Origin of the sequence: Streptomyces sp. NPDC020965 (assembly GCF_044333555.1) — a bacterium.
Classification (GTDB): Bacteria; Actinomycetota; Actinomycetes; order Streptomycetales; family Streptomycetaceae; genus Streptomyces.
Genome location: NZ_JBIRRE010000007.1, coordinates 260,974 through 278,368 on the forward strand (window position 1 = coordinate 260,974; position 17,395 = coordinate 278,368).

The following is a 17,395-nucleotide window of genomic DNA, read 5'->3' on the forward strand; positions in this document are numbered from 1 at the left end:
CGCCATCAGCCCGCGCCGGTCGTGTCGCGTCCACCACGCCCCCGTCCGTAGGTCCCGACCCTGTCGTGTCGGCGGGGCCACCCCCCGTACACACCACTCCCGACGCCCCCACCACACCGCCGCCCGCACGCACGACTCCCGCCGTATCCCCCACTCCCCCCACCCCGCCGTCCGTATGCGCCACCGCCACCGCCCGCGCCCCCGCTGCCTGCACACCGCGGTCCGTACGCACCGCAGCCGGCCCGTCCACCGCGTCGCCATCCGTACCCACCGCTCCGGCGCCGCCCACCGCAGCCGGCCCGTCCACCACGCCGTCACCGTCCGTGCGCCGTGCGTACAACTCCGCCGCGATGATGGAGCGCTGCACCTCCGTGGCGCCCTCGTAGATCCGCGGGGCGCGCACCTCCCGGTAGAGGTGCTCCAGGAGGTGGCCACGGCGCAGCGCCCGCGCGCCGTGCAGTTGGACGGCCGCGTCGACCACGTACTGCGCGGTCTCGGTCGCGAAGAGTTTCGCCATCGCCGACCGCTGGCGCACATCGGCCGCGCCGGCGTCATAGGCCGCCGCCGCCCCGTACACCAGCAGCCCGGCCGCCTCCGTCCTGGTGGCCATCTCCGCGACCTGGTGGGCGACGGACTGGAGGTCCTTGAGCGGCCCCCCGAAGGCCGTGCGGTGGGCGGTGTGCTCCAGGGTGGCGTCCAGGGCGGCCCGCGCCATGCCGACGGCGAACGCGCCGACGCTGGGTCGGAAGAGGTTCAGGGTCTCCATGGCCACCCGGAAGCCCCGGTCCGGCTCGCCGATGACATCGTCCGCCGTGACGGGTGTGCCGTCGAAGGCGAGCGCGCCGATGGGGTGCGGGGAGAGCATCTCCACGGCGGTCCCGGTCAGTCCGGGGCGGTCGGCCGGGACGAGGAAGGCCGTCACCCCGCGTGCGCCCGCCCCCTCGGTCGTGCGCGCGAAGACCGTGTAGAAGTCGGCCTCCGGAGCGTTGGAGATCCAGCACTTCGCGCCGCTCAGCCGCCAACCGGCGCCGTCCGGGACGGCCTTGAGCGCGAGGGCCGCCGCGTCGGAACCGGCATCCGGCTCGCTCAGCGCGAAGGCGGCGACGGCGCGGCCCGCGATCACCTCGGGGAGCCAGCGGTCCCGTTGGGCGGGGGTGCCCGAGCGGGCGACGGGGCAGGTCCCGAGCCCTTGCAGGGCGAGCGCGGTCTCCGCCTCCGAACACCCCCTGGCGAGGGATTCGCGTAGCAGGCACAGCTCCAGGGCACCGGCGTCGAAGAGTGTCCTCAGCAGCCCCAGTTCGCCGAGCGCGGCGACCAGGGGGCGGTTGACCCTGCCCGGTTCGCCCGCCGCCGCGAGGGGGGCCAGGGCGTCAGTGGCGAGGGTACGGAGCCGCGCACACCGTGCGATCTGTGCTGGATCGAGCGAGAATACGGGCATTCGTGCCCCCACTTCTCTGAGGTCTCGACTGATCTCGGCTTATCTCGGCTTATCTCGACTGTCACGTCCATCCCACCACCCGGCCGCCGCTCCACCCCCTTCACCACGCGCGGCACGACGCCCGCCACCGTGTGCGGATCCGCCCCACGGCACCTGCCCGACGGCGTTTATCGCGAACCGTTGACTGTCGTCACGATATCGATACGCTCCATCCACGACCCCACCACCAGAAGGGGCGCACCATGGAGCTGACACCCTCGGCCCATCTCGACACCTTCGCGCGCGACCACCTCCCGCCCGCCGACCAGTGGCCGGAGCTGCTGCTCACCGGCCCCGCCTGCCCCCGCTACCCCCGGCTGGTCAACTGCGGTGCCGAACTCCTGGACCGTACGATCGAACGCTTCGGCGCCGACCGGCCCGTCTTCCGCACCGGGAGCGGCGAGGTCTGGACCTACGGCGAACTGCGCGACCGGGTCGACCGGATCGCCCACACCCTCACCTCCCGGCTCGGGGTCGTCCCCGGCCACCGGGTGCTGCTGCGCGGCCCCACCACCCCCTGGCTGGCCGCCTGCTGGCTCGCGGTGCTGAAGGCGGGCGCGGTCGCCGTCACCGTGCTCGCCCAGCAGCGGGCCGGGGAGCTGGCCACGATGTGCGAGATCGCCGCCGTCCGGCACGCCCTCTGCGACAGCCGTTCCCTCGGCGAGCTGGTCGCGGCCCGGGCGCCGGGGCTGCGGATCGTCCCGTACGGGGGTGACACGCCCGGCGATCTGCTGCGGCTGGCGGCGGACGGGCCCCCGCGGCCGTATCCGGCGGTGGCGACGGCGGCGGACGATGTCGCGCTGATCGCCTTCACCTCCGGCACCACCGGCCGTCCCAAGGGCTGTCTGCACTTCCACCGGGACGTACTGGCCGTCGCGGACACCTTCTCCGCGCGGATACTGCGGCCGGAACCGGACGACGTCTTCGCGGGCACTCCACCGCTCGGCTTCACCTTCGGGCTCGGCGGGCTGGTCGTCTTCCCGATGCGGGCGGGCGCGTCGGCGCTGCTGCTCGAACAGGCCGCGCCCGCCCGGCTGCTGGCCGCCGTCGCGGAGCACCGGGTGACGGTCCTGTTCACCGCGCCGACCGCGTACCGCGTGATGCTCGGGGAGCTCGACGGGCGGGACGGCTCCGGGGACCACGACACCACCTCTCTGCGGCGCTGTGTGTCCGCCGGGGAGAACCTGCCCGCCACCACCTGGCGGGAGTGGCGGGACCGCACCGGGCTGCGGATCATCAACGGCATCGGCGCGACCGAACTGCTGCACATCTTCATCTCGGCGGCCGACGACGCGATCCGGCCGGGCACCACCGGCGTCCCGGTGCCGGGCTGGCAGGCGCGGGTGGTCGACGGCCGGGGGGTGCCGGTCCCGGACGGGACGCCGGGACTGCTCGCCGTGCGCGGCCCGGTCGGCTGCCGCTACCTCGACGACCCACGGCAGCGGGAGTACGTGCGCGACGGCTGGAACCTCACCGGCGACACCTACGTCCGCGAGCCGGACGGCTACTTCCGCTACGTGGCGCGCGCCGACGACATGATCGTCTCGGCCGGCTACAACATCGCAGGACCGGAGGTGGAGGAGGCCCTGCTGCGCCATCCCGATGTGGTGGAGGCGGCGGTGGTCGGGCGCGCGGACGCGTTGCGGGGCCAGATCGCGGTCGCCTATGTGGTGCTCCGCGCCGGGACGCCGGCCGACGAGGCCACCCGGGACGCCCTGACCGCATCGGTGCTGGCGCGGCTCGCCCCGTACAAATGCCCCCGCGAGATCGTCTTCCTGGACGCCCTGCCCCGGACACCGACGGGGAAGCTCCAGCGCTTCCGGCTGCGAGCCCGGCGAGATCTCAAAAGGGAGGACCTAAAGTGATCGCGTGGCAGACCAGCACACCCCCCGCTCCCTGATCGTCACCCTCTACGGCGCATACGGACGCGACCGCCGAGGTGCCCTGCCGGTGGCCGAACTCATCCGGCTGCTGGCCGCCCTCGGGGTCGACGCGCCGTCCGTGCGCTCCTCGGTCTCCCGCCTCAAACGGCGCGGACTGCTGATCCCCGAGCGCACCCCGGACGGCTCGGCCGGTTACGCGCTCTCCCCCGATGCCCGCCAGCTCCTCGACGACGGCGACCGGCGCATCTACGACCGGGGGACGCCGATACTCGCCGACGGCTGGGCGCTGGCGGTGTTCTCGGTGCCGGAGACCGAGCGCGGCAAACGCCATCTGCTGCGCTCCCGGCTGGTCCGGCTCGGCTTCGGCTCGGCGGCGCCCGGGGTGTGGATCGCGCCGGCGCGGCTGTACGAGGAGACCCGGCACACCCTGCGCAGGCTCCAGCTCGACCCGTACGTCGAACTCTTCCGCGGTGAGCACCTGGGCTTCGCGGCGACGGCCGAGGCGGTGGCGTCCTGGTGGGACCTGGGGGCCGTCGCCAAACGGCACGAGGAGTTCCTGACGGCGCACGAGCCGGTGCTGCGGTCCTGGTCGGCCGGGCGGACGGCGTCGCCGGAGGACGCCTACCGGGACTATCTGCACGCACTCGACTTCTGGCGGCGGCTGCCGTACGAGGATCCGGGCCTCCCGCTGGAGCTGCTGCCGGAGGACTGGCCGGGCGGGCGGTCGGCGGAGGTCTTCGGGGAGCTGCACGCGCTGCTGCGGGACGCGGGGGCGGAGTTCGTCCGGGCGGGGGGTACGGGGTGAGACCCAGGGCCCGGGATCTCATCCCGCCCGCCGGTCAGCCGGTGCGGGTCAGCGCCCGGGATCTCACCCCGCGCGCCGATCAGCCGGTGCGGGTCAGTCGGTCAGCGGGTGCGGGTCAGTCGCCACACATGGTCCGCGCGGGTACCGGGCCTACCGTCGGGCGACGTCAGGGAGCGTTCCACGGTCTCCAGGGTCTCCACCCGCCAGGTGGACGGCAGGGCGAGCGCCGCCAGCACGCCCTGGAGCGTGGGGAAGACGGCGTCGAACGGGTGCTCGTGGGCCGCCATCCAGGTGGGCCATTCGGCGTGCATGACGATGAGGAGGGTGCCGCCCGGCGCAACCGCCTCGGCGGCCCGCTTGAGCACACCGTCCTGGTCCAGGGTGACGGGTGACTGTAGGAACTGGGCGCTGACCAGATCGAAGCTCCCCTCGGGGAAGGTCTTTCCCAGCTCGTGCCGCTCGAACGCCGTGGACTCGGCGAGACCGGCCTGCGCGGCATGGCCCGCCGCCCGCTCCAGCGCGGTGGCGGAGATGTCCACACCGGTCACCCGCCACCCGTGCGAGGCCAGCCAGAGGACGTCACCGCCCTCGCCACAGCCCAGGTCCAGGGCGCTGCCCGGCTCCAGTGCGCCGGCCTCCCGCACGAGCAGGGGGTTCGCGTTGCCGCTCCAGACGCGGTCGTCGGAACGGTAGCGCTCTTCCCAGAAGTCCGTCGGGTCACCGGGCTGGGGGGTCTGGGGCGTCTGTGGGGTCTGGGGCGTCTGGGGTGCGGGCATCGGGGCTCCTCCGGGACGACTGGGCAGTACGAACGGGCGGTGCGAACGGCTCCGGGGGCTTCGGCTCGGGCTGCCCCCGGCGCGGGTCCACCCTGGGGTTCAGGTTTGTCCGGTGGCCGGCAGAACGTCAAACATGGTTGCCGATTCGGCAACAAGCCCGCACCGGCCGGCGCCCGGGCTCCCCCGGCTGACGCAGTACGGGCGCGGGCGGACTCAGCCGGCCGCGCGCCCCGCCCCCGGGCCGCCCGGGACGCCCGCGCCACCAGCGCCCGTACGACCCACACGTACGCCACCAGCACCCGTACGGCCCGCACCCGCGCCACCCGCACCCGAACCGCCCGGGACGCCCGCGCCACTCGCACCCGAACCGCCCGGGACGCCCGCGCCACCCGTATCCGCGCGGCCCGTCGGAGGACGGCGGCTGCCCGCGCGGTACGGGAGTGGCCAGGGCGCGCCCGGCCCGGCGTACCCCTGCTCGGCCGCCGCGTGCAGGGTCCAGTGCGGGTCGTACAGATGGGGCCGCGCCAGCGCGCACAGATCCGCGCGGCCCGCGAGCAGGGTCGAGTTGACGTCGTCCCAGGAGGAGATCGCGCCGACCGCGATCACCGGAACACCGAGCGCGTTACGGATCCGATCGGCGTACGGGGTCTGGTAGGAGCGCCCGTACTCGGGCCGCTCGTCCGGTACGACCTGCCCGGTGGAGACGTCGATCGCATCGGCGCCGTGGGCGGTGAACGCGCGGGCGAACGCCACGGCGTCGTCCGCCGTCGTGCCACCCGGCGCCCAGTCCGTCGCCGAGATGCGGACGGTCATCGGCCGGTCGTCCGGCCAGATCCCGCGCACGGTGTCGAAGACTTCGAGGGGGAACCGGAGACGGTTGGCGAGGGAGCCGCCGTAGCCGTCCGTACGCCGGTTGGTGAGCGGCGAGAGGAAGCCGGAGAGCAGATAGCCGTGGGCGCAGTGGAGCTCCAGCAGATCGAATCCGCTGTCCCGGGCGCGCCGGGCGGCGGCGGCGAACTCGGCCCGGACCGCGGCCAGCCCGGCGGCGTCCAGCGCCTCCGGCAGCCGGCTGACCCCGACGCGGTACGGGAGCGGGGACGCGGCGACGAGCGGCCAGCCGCCACCGGGGAGCGGCTCGTCCATGCCCTCCCACATCAGCCGGGTGGCACCCTTGCGGCCGGAGTGCCCGAGCTGGACGCCGATGGCGGTCCCGGGTGACGCCGTGTGCGCGAAATCGGTGATCCGGCGCCAGGCCGCGGCCTGCTCGTCGGTGTACAGGCCGGCGCAGCCGGGGGTGATCCGGCCCGTCGCGCTCACACACACCATCTCGGTCATCACCAGGCCCGCCCCGCCGAGGGCCCGCGCGCCGAGGTGGACGAGGTGGAAATCGCCCGGCACCCCGTCCACGGCCGAGTACATGTCCATGGGTGAGACGACGATCCGGTTGCGGAGTTCGAGTCCGCGCAGCCGGAAGGGGGTGAACATCGGCGGCGTCCCCGGCGGACAGCCGAACTCGCGCTCCACGGCGTCCGTGAAACCGGCGTCGCGCAGCCGCAGGTTGTCATGGGTGACCCGGCGGCTGCGGGTGAGCAGATTGAAGGCGAACCGCCGGGGCGGTTGGTCGAGACAGCCCGCCAGCTCCTCGAACCAGCGCAGGCTGGCCGCCGCCGCGCGCTGCGTCGACTCGACGGCCGGCCGGCGCTCCGCCTCGTACGCGGCGAGTGCGTCCGCCACGGTGGGCCGCTCGTCGACGGCGGTGGCGAGCGCGAGGGCGTCCTCGACGGCGAGTTTGGTACCGGAGCCGATGGAGAAGTGGGCGGTGTGGGCGGCGTCGCCGATGAGCACCGTACGGCCGTGGGACCAGCGTTCATTGGTCACCGTACGGAAGGCGGACCAGGCGGATTCGGCGGCGCGTGGCGCCTCGCCGCGTGGGGCCTCGCGCCGTGGGGCCTCGCCGCCCGGAACCGGACCGCGCGTCTGACCGTGCAGGGTGTGGCCGCGGAGGGCGTCGGCGAAGATCCCGGCACAGCGGTCGGCGGACTGCCGCTCGGTCAGGGCGTCGAATCCGGCGGCGCGCCAGACCTCTTCCCGCATCTCCACGATGACGGTGCTCGCGCGCCGGGAGTAGGGGTAGCCGTGGAGCTGCATCACACCGTGCGGGGTCTCGGCGATCTCGAACCGGAAGGCGTCCAGGGCGATATCGGCGGCGAGCCAGAGGTAGCGGCAGCGGTGGGTGGTGACGTGGGGGCCGAAGACATCGGCGTGGGTGCGGCGGGTGAGGCTGTTGACGCCGTCCGCGGCGACGACGAGGTCATGGGCGCGGGCGAGTTCGGCGGCGGGCGGGGCGGGGGTGCGGAAGCGGAGCCGTACGCCGAGACCGGTGCAGCGGGTGTGCAGGATCTCCAGCAGCCGGTGGCGCCCGAGCGCGGCGAATCCGTGGCCGCCGGAGGTCAGGGTCCGGCCGCGGTGGACGATGTCGATATCGTCCCAGCGGACGAAGTCGTCCTGGAGCGCCCGGTGGACGGCGGGATCGGCGTCCTCGATGCCGCCGAGGGTCTCGTCGGAGAGGACGACGCCGAATCCGAAGGTGTCGTCGGGGGCGTTCCGCTCCCAGACGGTGATCTCGCGCCGGGGGTCGAGCCGTTTGAGCAGCAGGGCGGCGTAGAGCCCACCGGGGCCCCCGCCGATGACGGCGACCCGGAGCGGTGGCCCCGTACCCCTCACCGGCCCCGCCACCGCGGTGCTCGCTTCTCCGTGAACGCCGCGTGGAACTCCGCGTAGTCCTCGCCGTTCATCAGCAGTGCCTGGGTCGCCGCGTCCAGCTCCACCGCCGCCGCCAGCGGCATGTCCAGCTCCGCCGTGAGCAGCGCCTTGGTCCGCTCGTACGCCAGCGCCGGGCCGTCCGCGAGATGGCGGGCCAGCTCCGCCGCGCGGGCGTCCGCCGCACCCTCCTCGGTCATCTCGCTGAGCAGGCCGATGCGTTCGGCGTCCGGCGCGTGGATCGGTTCGCCGAGCATCAGCAGCCGGGTGGCGTGCCCGAGGCCGACCACCCTGGGCAGCAGGTACGCCGCGCCCATATCGCCGCCCGAGAGCCCGACCCGGGTGAAGAGGAAGGCGAACCGTGCCGTCGGGTCCGCGATCCGGAAGTCCGCGGCGAGCGCGAGCACCGCGCCCGCGCCCGCGGCGACCCCGTGGACCGCCGCGATCACCGGGAACGGGCACTCCCGGATCGCCCGTACGACCTGTCCGGTCATCCGGTTGAAGTCCAGCAGCCGGGCCGTGTCCATGGCGAGCGTCGCGCCGATGATGTCGTCCACGTCGCCGCCCGAGCAGAAGCCGCGCCCCTCGCCGCCGATGACCAGGGCGCGGACGGACCGCTCCCGCGCCAGCTCGGCGAGGAGGTCACGGAGATCGGCGTAGGCGCCGAAGGTGAGGGCGTTCAGCTTCTCGGGGCGGGCGAGGGTCACGGTGGCGACCCCGTCCCGGGTGGTGAGCCGCAGATGGCGCCATTCCTCGGTGTGCCGCGCTGAGCTGGGAAAGGGGCTCATGGGCCGGGGGCCTCCTTCGGCCGGGCGATGCGCTGCCTGCCGTGTCCGCCCTCCGAAGTTATCACCGATGTGTGACCGTCGTCACGACCACGCGATATCCCACCGCGCGATATCCCGGTCACGTGACACGGCAATGGTCCTGTCGCGGTTGTGACACAGGTCCTGACCAGTACGTCTGTGGCCCTAGGTGCGGCCCGGCAAGCTTCCTACCGTGGAGGGCGAGACATTGCCCCCGGATCCGGAACGGACCCCACCACCACGCACCACGCACACCACATCGCGAATGGACCCCGCCGTGTTCACACCCACCGGCGCCGCCTCGTGGCGCATCGCGCTGCCGCACTCGGCGGCGGCGGTGCCCCTGGCCCGCGCACTGATCCGTACAGCGCTGACACAGGTCGCTACGGCCACGGACATCGACACCGCCGAACTACTCACGGCCGAACTGGTCGCCAACGCCGTGAAGCACACTCCCCGCGCCTCCCCCATCCAACTGGTGGTGGAGCAGCGGGCGACCGGCTGTCAGGTGGAGGTCCACGACGGTGATCCGACACCGCCGGGGGGACTCTCCCCGGCCGCGCCGCCACCCGCCCCCGACCCCTGGCAGGAGAACGGTCGGGGGCTCCTGCTGATCCACGCCCTGAGCGCGGAGTGCGGGCACCGGATAACCGGGGGCGGGAAGGCGGTGTGGTTCAGACTCCCGGCGAGAACGTGACTCCGCGGCCGGTCGCCCACGGGCGATTGACCCGCGACCGGTCGCTCACGGGCGATTGACCCGCGGTCGGTCACCCACGGGCCGGCTCACCCGCGGTCGGTCATCCATGGGTCGGCGCGAGGGTCGCGACCAGCACCGCCTTGATCGTGTGCATCCGGTTCTCCGCCTCGTCGAAGACGACCGAGTGCTCCGATTCGAAGACCTCGTCGGTCACCTCCAGCTCGCTGAGCCCGTGCCGCTCGTGGATCTCCCGGGCGACACTGCTGCCGAGATCGTGGAAGGCGGGCAGGCAGTGCAGGAACCGCACCCCGGGGTTGCCGGTGGCGCGCAGGACGTCCATGGTCACCGCGTACGGGCCGAGGGCCGCGATCCGCTCCTCCCAGACCTCCTTGGGCTCCCCCATCGACACCCAGACGTCGGTGGCGACGAAGTCCGCACCGCGCACGCCCTCCGCGATCTCCTCGGTGAGGGTGATCCGCGCCCCGCTCGTCTCGGCGAGCGCGTGCGCCCGGGCCACGACCTGCTCGGCCGGCCAGTAGGCGCGGGGGGCCACGATCCGCACGTCCATCCCGAGCAGCGCACCGGTGACCAGGTAGGAGTTGCCCATGTTGAAGCGGGCGTCGCCGAGATAGGCGTACGAGATCTCGGCGAGCGGCTTCTCGCTGTGCTCGGTCATCGTGAGCACATCGGCGAGCATCTGGGTGGGGTGCCACAGCTCGGTGAGCCCGTTGTAGACGGGCACCCCGGCATATTCGGCCAGCTCCTCGACGGTCGACTGCGCATCACCGCGGAACTCGATCGCGTCGAACATCCGGCCGAGCACCCGGGCGGTGTCCTTGGCCGACTCCTTGCTGCCGATATGGGCGCCGGCGGGCTCGATGTAGGTGGTCGACGCCCCCTGATCGGCCGCCGCGACCTCGAAGGCGCAGCGGGTGCGCGTGGACGACTTCTCGAAGATCAGCGCGATGTTCTTCCCGCGCAGCAGCCGCACCTCGGCACCGGCGCGCTTGGCCGCCTTGAGCCGGGCGGCCAGCTCGACCAGACCGCGGAACTCGTCGGCGGAGAAATCCAGCTCTTTCAGGAAGTGGCGGCCTTCGAGATGTATCGCCATGATGGCTGCTCTTTCGTCGTCTTTCGTCACGAACGCGGTAACCATGGAAGTATATACGAGCCACTGCATCGCTATACGGGAATTCGCCGAGTAGACCGGAAACCGTAACCGACCGGCGCGGGCTCCCCGCCCCCGCACCGGGTCGCCCTCCCCGGGGTCGCCCTACCCGGGGTCGAGCTACCCGAGGTCGGGCTACACGGGGTCCCGCTCCACCGGACAGCTCATACAGCGCGGACCGCCCCTGCCCCGCCCCAGTTCGCTGCCGGGGATCTCGATCACCTCGATGCCCCGTTCACGCAGATGTGTGTTGGTGGTGACGTTCCGCTCGTACGCCACCACCACGCCCGGCTCCACCGCCAGCACGTTGCAGCCGTCGTCCCACTGCTCGCGCTCGGCCGAGTGCACGTCCTGGGTCGCGGTGAGCACCCGGATCTCCCGCATCCCCAGCGCGGCGGCGATGGCGCTGTGCATCCGCTCCGGCGGATGGTCGCTCACCCGGAGCCCCTGGCCGCCGTCGGCGGGCTCGATCGTGTACGAGCGGAGCATCCCGAGGCCGGCGTACTGGGTGAAGGTGTCCCCGTCGACCATGGTCATCACCGTGTCGAGATGCATGAAGGCCCGCCGCTTCGGCATGTCCAGCGCCACGATCGTGCGCGCCGAACCGGCCGCGAAGAGGCCCCGGGCCAGCATCTCCACCGCCTGCGGGGTGGTGCGCTCGCTCATCCCGATCAGCACCGCGCCGTTGCCGATGACCAGCACATCTCCCCCCTCGATGGTGGAGGGGTAGTCGTCCTGCCCCTCCGACCAGTGGTGGAACGCGCCCGCCTCCGGCCCCGTGAAGAGCGGATGGAATGTGTAGATCGCCTCGAAGTGCACGGTCTCCCGGCGCCGGGCGGGCCAGCGCATGGCGTTGATGGAGACCCCGTCATAGATCCAGGCCGAGGTGTCGCGGGTGAAGAGGTGGTTGGGCAGGGGGTCGAGGAGGAAGTCGTCGAGGTCCATCACATGGAACCGGACCGACGTGGGCTCGGGATGACCGGCGAGGAACTCCCGTTTGGTCATCCCGCCGACCAGCGCCTCGACCAGCTCGGCCGTCGGCAGTTCATCGAAGGCCGCCCGGAGGTGGTCGGTGGCGAGCGGCCCGTACTCCTTCTCGTCGAAGACCCGGTCCAGGACGAGCTTCCTGGCCTCCGGGACGTCGAGCGACTCCCGCAGTAGATCACCGAAGAGATGGACCTCCACCCCTCGCCCGCGCAGCACCTCCGCGAACCCGTCGTGCTCCTGCTGGGCGCGTCGCACCCAGAGCACGTCGTCGAAGAGCAGCGCGTCCTTGTTCCGCGGCGTGAGCCGCTTCAGCTCCAGATCGGGCCGGTGCAGTATGACCCGGCGCAGCCGCCCGGTCTCGGAGTCGACATGGAATCCCATGCCCCCATCCTCACCGCGCGACCCCCTCTTCACTCGGCGAACGCGCGACCAGGTCGGGTCCGGTGTCCCACGCGGGGGCGGCGGCGGCCGTACGGACCGGGAGCGCGTCCATGACCGGCGGCCGGGGCCGCCGGTCATCGAGCTGTCTCCCGGTCCGGGGTCAGAGCCGGGGGTCCACCGGTTCCGACTCCAGGGCCAGCACTGCGAAGACCGCCTCGTGCACCCGCCACAGGGGTTCGCCGTCGGCGAGGCGGTCCAGGGCCTCCAGGCCGAGGGCGTACTCCCGGAGCGCCAGGGACCGTTTGTGGTTCAGGAAGCGACCCCGGAGGCGTTCCAGGTTCTCCGGGCGGGTGTACTCGGGGCCGTAGATGATGCGCAGATACTCCCGGCCACGGACCTTGATACCGGGCTGGACGAGCCGGCCCTTGCCATCGCGGGCGAGGGCCTGGAGGGGTTTGACGACCATGCCCTCACCGCCGCGGCCGGTCATCTCCAGCCACCAGTCGACACCGGCGCGGACCGAATCGTCGTCGGCGGTGTCCACCAGGAGACGACGGGTGACCTGGAGGAGGCCGGTGGGGTCGTGTTCCACCAGCCGGTCCAGCCAGCCGAGCTGCTTGTCGTGCGGCACGGCGGCCAGGGAGCGGCTGCCGGCGGCGAGGATCTGGAACGGGGCGAGCCGCACCCCGTCGAGGCCCCGCGTGGGCCAGCAGTAACGCCGGTACGCCTCGGTGAACGCGACCGCGTCGACCGTGCGCTCCCGCTGGAGCGTCAGCAGGCCGCCGACGTCCACCCCGCGCGCGGCGGCGGCTTCGAGGGCCGCGACGGCGTCGGGGAGGACGGCGCCCGCCGCGGCGCCGACCGCCGCGTACTGGGAGCGCAGCAGCCCGGACGCCTTCAGCGACCAGGGCATCAGCTCGGCGTCGAGCAGCAGCCAGTTGGCGTCGAGCGCCTCCCAGAGTCCGGCCGCCGTCACCGCGGTGCGGAGCCGGTCGAGGATCTCCTCGGTCATCGCCGGGTCGGTGAAGAAGGGCCGGCCGGTACGGGTGTGGATCGCGCCGGTCGGTCCGTCCACGCCGAACCGCTCGCGCGCGGCCCCGGCGTCGCGGCAGACCAGCGCCACCGCCCGGGAGCCCATGTGCTTCTCCTCGCACACGACCGTGGCGACACCGTCCGCGCGGTACTGGGCGAACGCCTCGGCCGGGTGCTCCAGATAGCCGTCGGCCTTCGCGCTGGCGGTGGGCGCCATCGTCGGGGGCAGATAGGCGAGCAGCCGGGGGTCGACCGCGAACCGGCTCATGACCTCCAGGGCCGCCGCCGCGTTCTCCTCACGGACGCTGACGCGCGCCATGTGACGGGTCTCCACCACGCGCCGCCCGTGGACGTCGGAGAGGTCCAGCGGCCGGCCCTCGCGGCTGCCGGGGGCATCGGTCAGCAGGGGTCTGACCGGCTCGTACCAGACCTTCTCGGCCGGTACGTCGACGAGTTCGCGCTCCGGCCAGCGCAGCGCGGTCATCCGGCCGCCGAAGACGGCACCGGTGTCGAGGCAGATGGTGTTGTTGATCCAGGAGGTGTTCGGGACGGGGGTATGGCCGTAGACCACGGCCGCCCGGCCCCGGTAATCCTCGGCCCACGGGTACCGCACCGGGAGGCCGAACTCGTCGGTCTCGCCGGTGGTGTCCCCGTACAGCGCGTGCGAACGGACCCGGCCGGAGGTGCGCCCGTGGTACTTCTCGGGCAGTCCGGCGTGGCAGACGACGAGCTTGCCCCCGTCCAGCACGTAGTGACTGATGAGACCGTCGATGAACTCCCGTACCTCCTCGCGGAACTCGGGGGTCTCCCGGCCCAACTGCTCGATGGTCTCGGCCAGGCCGTGGGTGTGCTGGACGTTGCGGCCCTTGAGATAGCGGCCGAGCTTGTTCTCGTGGTTGCCGGGCACGCAGAGGGCGTTGCCGGAGGCGACCATGGACATGACGCGACGCAGTACGCCGGGGCTGTCCGGCCCCCGGTCGACGAGGTCGCCGACGAAGACGACCGTACGGCCCTGGGGGTGGGCGCCGTCCACGTATCCCAGCTCGGCGAGGAGCGTCTCCAGTTCGGAGGCGCAGCCGTGGATATCGCCGATGATGTCGAAGGGGCCGGTGAGGTGGGTGAGGTCGTTGTAGCGGCGTTCCCGGACGATCTCGGCGGCCTCGATCTCGGCGACACCGCGCAGGATGTGCACCTTGCGGAAGCCCTCGCGTTCGAGTCCGCGCAGGGAGCGGCGCAGCTCGCGGCGGTGGCGCTGGATGACCCGGACGGGCATCCCGGCCCGGTCGGGTCGTTCGGCGTTGCGCGCGGCGCAGACCTCCTCCGGCGGGTCCAGGACGATGGCGATCGGCAGGACGTCGTGGTCGCGGGCCAGCCGCACCAGCCGGCGGCGGCTCTCCTCCTGGACGTTCGTGGCGTCCACGACGGTCAGCCGGCCGGCGGCGAGCCGTTTGCCCGCGATGTAGTACAGGACGTCGAAGGCGTCACCGCTCGCGCTCTGGTCGTTCTCGTCGTCGGCGACGAGCCCCCGGCAGGCGTCGGACGAGAGGACCTCGGTGGGCCTGAAGTGCTTGCGGGCGAAGGTGGACTTGCCGGAGCCGGAGGCGCCGATGAGGACGACCAGCGACAGATCGGTGACCGGGAGCACGCGCTTCGCCGGTGTGGTGGTGCTGGTGTCGGGCGTGGTGGTCATGCGGCCTTCGCCTCCTTCTCGGTCGGGTCGGTGGTGTCCGTGGCGGACGTCGCGCCGCTCGCCGCGATCGGGGCGGTTGGGGCGGTTGGGGCGGTTGGATCGGGCGCCCGGTCCGTGGCGGTCGTGGCGCCGGTCGCCGCGCCACTCGGAGCGGCCGGGACGCTCGGGTCGGTCGGGGCGGTCGGGGCGGCTGCCCGGTCCGTGGCGGTCGTCGCGCCGGTCGCCGCGCCACTCGGGGCGGCCGGGACGCTCGGGTCGCTCGGGTCGGCTGCCCGGTCCGTGGCGGTCGCCGCGCCACTCGGGGCGGCCGGGTCGCTCGGGTCGCTCGGGGCGGCTGCCCGGTCCGTGGCGGTCTCGGTCTCGGTCTCGGCCGTCCGGTCCGCGGTCGCCGGGCGTTCCGCGGCCGGTGTCCTGGCGGTGGCGTCCGCGCGGGTGAACACGGCCATCTGGGTGGGCGGTCCGACCTCGGGGTCGTCCGGCCCCACGGGCAGGAACACGACGCCGTAGCCGTCCCGTTCGGCGACGCCCGCCGCCCAGGCCCGGAACTCCTCCCGGGTCCACTCGAAGCGGTGGTCACCGTGCCGGACATGACCGGCCGGCAGCGTCTCCCAGCGGACGTTGTACTCGACGTTCGGCGTGGTCACGATCACGGTCGCCGGGCGCGCTGAGCCGAACACCGCGTACTCCAGGGCGGGCAGTCGCGGCAGGTCGAGGTGTTCGATCACCTCGCTGAGCACGGCGGCGTCGTAACCGGTCAGCCGCTTGTCGGTGTAGGTGAGCGCGCCCTGGATCAACTGGACCCGGGCCGCCTGTCGCTCGCCCATCCGGTCCAGCTTCAGCCTGCGGGCGGCGACGCTCAGCGCCCGTACGGAGACATCGACGCCGACGATCTCCGTGAAGCGCGCGTCCTTGAGCAGCTCGCCGACCAATTGGCCCTGGCCGCAGCCCAGATCGAGCACCCGGGCCGCCCCGGCCGCACGGAGCGCCGCCAGGATCGCGGCGCGCCGCCGCGCCGCGAGCGGAACCGGCCGCTCCGCCGTGTCCGCGGTCTCGTCCACCGCGTTGTCGACGTCCTCGACCGGCAGATCGTCGGCCTCGGCGAGCCGCACCAGTTCGAGGCGCTCCAGCGCCTGCCGGGTCAGCGCCCCGCGACGGGCCAGATAGCGGCTGGTGATCAACTGCTGCTCGGGGTGCTCGGCCAGCCAGCCCTCACCCGCGCGCAGCAGCTTGTCGACCTCGTCGGGCGCCACCCAGTAGTGCTTGGCGTCGTCCAGTACCGGCAGCAGGACGTAGAGCTGCCGCAGCGCGTCGGCGAGCCGCACCTCCCCCTCCAGCACGAGCTGGACATAGCGGGATTCGCCCCACTCGGGGAACCGCTCGTCCAGCGCCACCGGCCGCGCCTCCACCGATGTCCAGCCCAGCGGCTCGAAAAGCCTCCGGACCAGCTCGACACCGCCACCGCGCGCGGGCAGCGCGGGCACCTCGATCCGCAGCGGCAACGGCGCCCCGACCCGCTCGGGCAGCGCGGGGCACACCCCGCGCAGGGCGCTCTTGAAGACGGTGCTCAACGCGACCGCGAGCAGCGAGGAGGCCGCGTACGGGCGGTCGTTCACATACTGGGCGAGCGCCGAGTCGGGGGCGCCGCCGCGCCCCTTGCCCTTGCCCCGCCGTACGAGCGCCACCGGGTCCACCTCCAGCAGCAGCGCGGCCGTGCACCGCTCGGGGGACGCCTCGGGGTAGAAGACGTGCGCCGTGCCGTGCGAGGTGGAGAACGTCTGCGCTTTCCCGGGATGCTTGTGCAGCAGAAAGCCGAGATCGGTGGCGGGACGCTCTGGGGAGCCGGTCGTACTGATTGTCAGGAACACCAACCCGATTATGGTGCTGTTCGCCCGTCCCGACCATGGATTTCCCGCGCGGGCGGCTCGGGGCCGGCGTGCCCCCCGGCCGGGCGCGCGCCACGGGCTCAGTGCGGCGGGCCCGTATCCATCTCCGTGGCTACGTCCGTATCGGTATCCGTATCCGTGGCTGTGGTTGCCGCCACGACGGCCGCGACCTCGGCGATCGTCGCGGGCCCCACTCGGCAGCAGCCGCCGACCAGCCGGGCGCCATCCATCACCCACTCCCGTACCCCGGCGGGATCGAAGGTGGCGCCGTCCCGCCAGGCCCGCACGCCGGTGTCCCACCGCTCCCCGCTGTTCGGATACACGACCACCGGCTTGCCCGTCACCTCCGCCGCCAGCCGCACGGCGGGCCCCGCGTCGTCCGGTGCGCAGCAGTTCACACCCACCGCGATCACCTGGTCGTGCCCCCGTACGAGACCGAAGGCCGCCGCCAGCTCCTGACCGGCGCGGGTGCGGTCGCCGGCGACGCTGTACGAGAGCCACACCGGGATCCCACAACCCTCGACGGCCCGCAGCAGCGCCTCCGCCTCGTCCGTGTCCGGCACCGTCTCCAGCGCGAGTACGTCGGGGGCCGCCGCCGCCAGCGCCTCCACCCGGGGCCGGTGGAAACGCTCCAGCTCGCGTACGGAGAGTCCGTACCGCCCCCGGTACTCGCTGCCGTCCGCGAGCATCGCCCCGTACGGACCGACCGAGGCCGCCACCCACGCCTCGGCGCCGGTGGCCACCGCCGCGGCGCGGGCCAGCTCGACGCTGCGGGCGAACAGTGCGGCGGCCTCGGCCCGCGCCACGCCCCGGCGCGCGAACCCCTCGAACGTCGCCTGATAGCTGGCGGTGATCAGCACCCGCGCGCCCGCGCGCGCGAAGGCGGTGTGGGCCGCCTCGATCCGCCGCGGGTCGTCGGCCAGCAGCCGCGCCGACCAGAGGTCGCCCGAGAGGTCACCGCCCTGGGTCGCCAACTGGTCGGCGAGCCCGCCGTCCAGGACGACGGGGCCATCGGCGAGGGCGGCGGCGAGCGGGCGGGCGAGGCGCACC

General features: G+C 73.2%; 11 protein-coding genes and 1 pseudogene. 3 read left to right on the forward strand and 9 right to left on the reverse strand.

The window, feature by feature from the left end; translation table 11 throughout:
- Positions 1-331: 331 nt before the first annotated feature.
- A pseudogene (locus ACH4S7_RS22550) lies at positions 332-1,438 on the reverse strand (acyl-CoA dehydrogenase family protein); the annotation flags it as partial.
- Positions 1,439-1,680: 242 nt separating this feature from the next.
- On the opposite strand from ACH4S7_RS22550, the gene ACH4S7_RS22555 reads away from it, so the two are divergent.
- Positions 1,681-3,342: an AMP-binding protein gene (locus ACH4S7_RS22555; protein ID WP_398523023.1), complete on the forward strand. Its 1,662-nt coding sequence runs from the start codon at positions 1,681-1,683 to the stop codon at positions 3,340-3,342.
- 4 nt (positions 3,343-3,346) lie between these two features.
- Positions 3,347-4,165, forward strand: coding sequence for a PaaX family transcriptional regulator C-terminal domain-containing protein (locus ACH4S7_RS22560; RefSeq protein ID WP_398523024.1), 819 nt, complete (start codon positions 3,347-3,349; stop codon positions 4,163-4,165).
- 101 nt (positions 4,166-4,266) lie between these two features.
- On the opposite strand, the gene ACH4S7_RS22565 is transcribed toward ACH4S7_RS22560, so the two are convergent.
- The 3 genes from ACH4S7_RS22565 to ACH4S7_RS22575 form a co-directional block, all read right to left on the reverse strand.
- The gene (locus ACH4S7_RS22565; RefSeq protein ID WP_398523025.1) at positions 4,267-4,941 is read right to left on the reverse strand and encodes a class I SAM-dependent methyltransferase; all 675 of its coding nucleotides are present in this window, start codon (positions 4,939-4,941) and stop codon (positions 4,267-4,269) included.
- A 213-nt stretch (positions 4,942-5,154) separates the two neighbouring features.
- On the reverse strand, positions 5,155-7,665 hold the full coding sequence (locus ACH4S7_RS22570; protein WP_398523026.1) for a bifunctional salicylyl-CoA 5-hydroxylase/oxidoreductase: 2,511 nt from the start codon (positions 7,663-7,665) through the stop codon (positions 5,155-5,157).
- Positions 7,662-8,489, reverse strand: coding sequence for an enoyl-CoA hydratase family protein (locus ACH4S7_RS22575; RefSeq protein WP_398523027.1), 828 nt, complete (start codon positions 8,487-8,489; stop codon positions 7,662-7,664). The genes ACH4S7_RS22570 and ACH4S7_RS22575 overlap by 4 nt, the downstream gene beginning before the upstream one ends.
- A gap of 283 nt (positions 8,490-8,772) precedes the next feature.
- Between ACH4S7_RS22575 and ACH4S7_RS22580 the strand changes: the two genes are divergently transcribed.
- Complete coding sequence (locus ACH4S7_RS22580; RefSeq protein WP_398523028.1) at positions 8,773-9,204, forward strand: ATP-binding protein; 432 nt, start codon at positions 8,773-8,775, stop codon at positions 9,202-9,204.
- Positions 9,205-9,304: 100 nt separating this feature from the next.
- Here ACH4S7_RS22580 and argF read toward each other — a convergent pair whose 3' ends face one another.
- The 5 genes from argF to mmuM form a co-directional block, all read right to left on the reverse strand.
- A complete protein-coding gene (argF, locus tag ACH4S7_RS22585) occupies positions 9,305-10,315 on the reverse strand; it encodes an ornithine carbamoyltransferase (protein ID WP_398523029.1) in 1,011 nt (336 codons plus the stop codon).
- A gap of 192 nt (positions 10,316-10,507) precedes the next feature.
- Positions 10,508-11,740, reverse strand: coding sequence for an arginine deiminase (locus ACH4S7_RS22590; protein WP_398523030.1), 1,233 nt, complete (start codon positions 11,738-11,740; stop codon positions 10,508-10,510).
- Between the two features lie 160 nt (positions 11,741-11,900).
- Complete coding sequence (locus ACH4S7_RS22595) at positions 11,901-14,462, reverse strand: polynucleotide kinase-phosphatase (protein ID WP_398523031.1); 2,562 nt, start codon at positions 14,460-14,462, stop codon at positions 11,901-11,903.
- Positions 14,459-16,327, reverse strand: a complete 1,869-nt coding sequence (locus ACH4S7_RS22600; protein ID WP_398523032.1) for a 3' terminal RNA ribose 2'-O-methyltransferase Hen1 — start codon at positions 16,325-16,327, stop codon at positions 14,459-14,461. Before ACH4S7_RS22600 ends, ACH4S7_RS22595 begins: the two co-directional genes overlap by 4 nt.
- A 98-nt stretch (positions 16,328-16,425) precedes the next feature.
- Entirely contained in the window at positions 16,426-17,394 is a 969-nt protein-coding gene (mmuM, locus tag ACH4S7_RS22605; protein ID WP_398523033.1) for a homocysteine S-methyltransferase, read from the reverse strand.
- Position 17,395 lies beyond the last annotated feature (1 nt).

Coding starts and splice junctions, on each gene's coding strand:
- ACH4S7_RS22555 (WP_398523023.1), top strand. CDS start 1,681: ATGGAGCTGACACCCTCGGCCCATCTCGACACCTTCGCGCGCGACCAC.
- ACH4S7_RS22565 (WP_398523025.1), bottom strand. CDS start 4,941: ATGCCCGCACCCCAGACGCCCCAGACCCCACAGACGCCCCAGACCCCC.
- ACH4S7_RS22575 (WP_398523027.1), bottom strand. CDS start 8,489: ATGAGCCCCTTTCCCAGCTCAGCGCGGCACACCGAGGAATGGCGCCAT.
- ACH4S7_RS22580 (WP_398523028.1), top strand. CDS start 8,773: ATGGACCCCGCCGTGTTCACACCCACCGGCGCCGCCTCGTGGCGCATC.
- argF (WP_398523029.1), bottom strand. CDS start 10,315: ATGGCGATACATCTCGAAGGCCGCCACTTCCTGAAAGAGCTGGATTTC.
- ACH4S7_RS22590 (WP_398523030.1), bottom strand. CDS start 11,740: ATGGGATTCCATGTCGACTCCGAGACCGGGCGGCTGCGCCGGGTCATA.
- ACH4S7_RS22595 (WP_398523031.1), bottom strand. CDS start 14,462: ATGACCACCACGCCCGACACCAGCACCACCACACCGGCGAAGCGCGTG.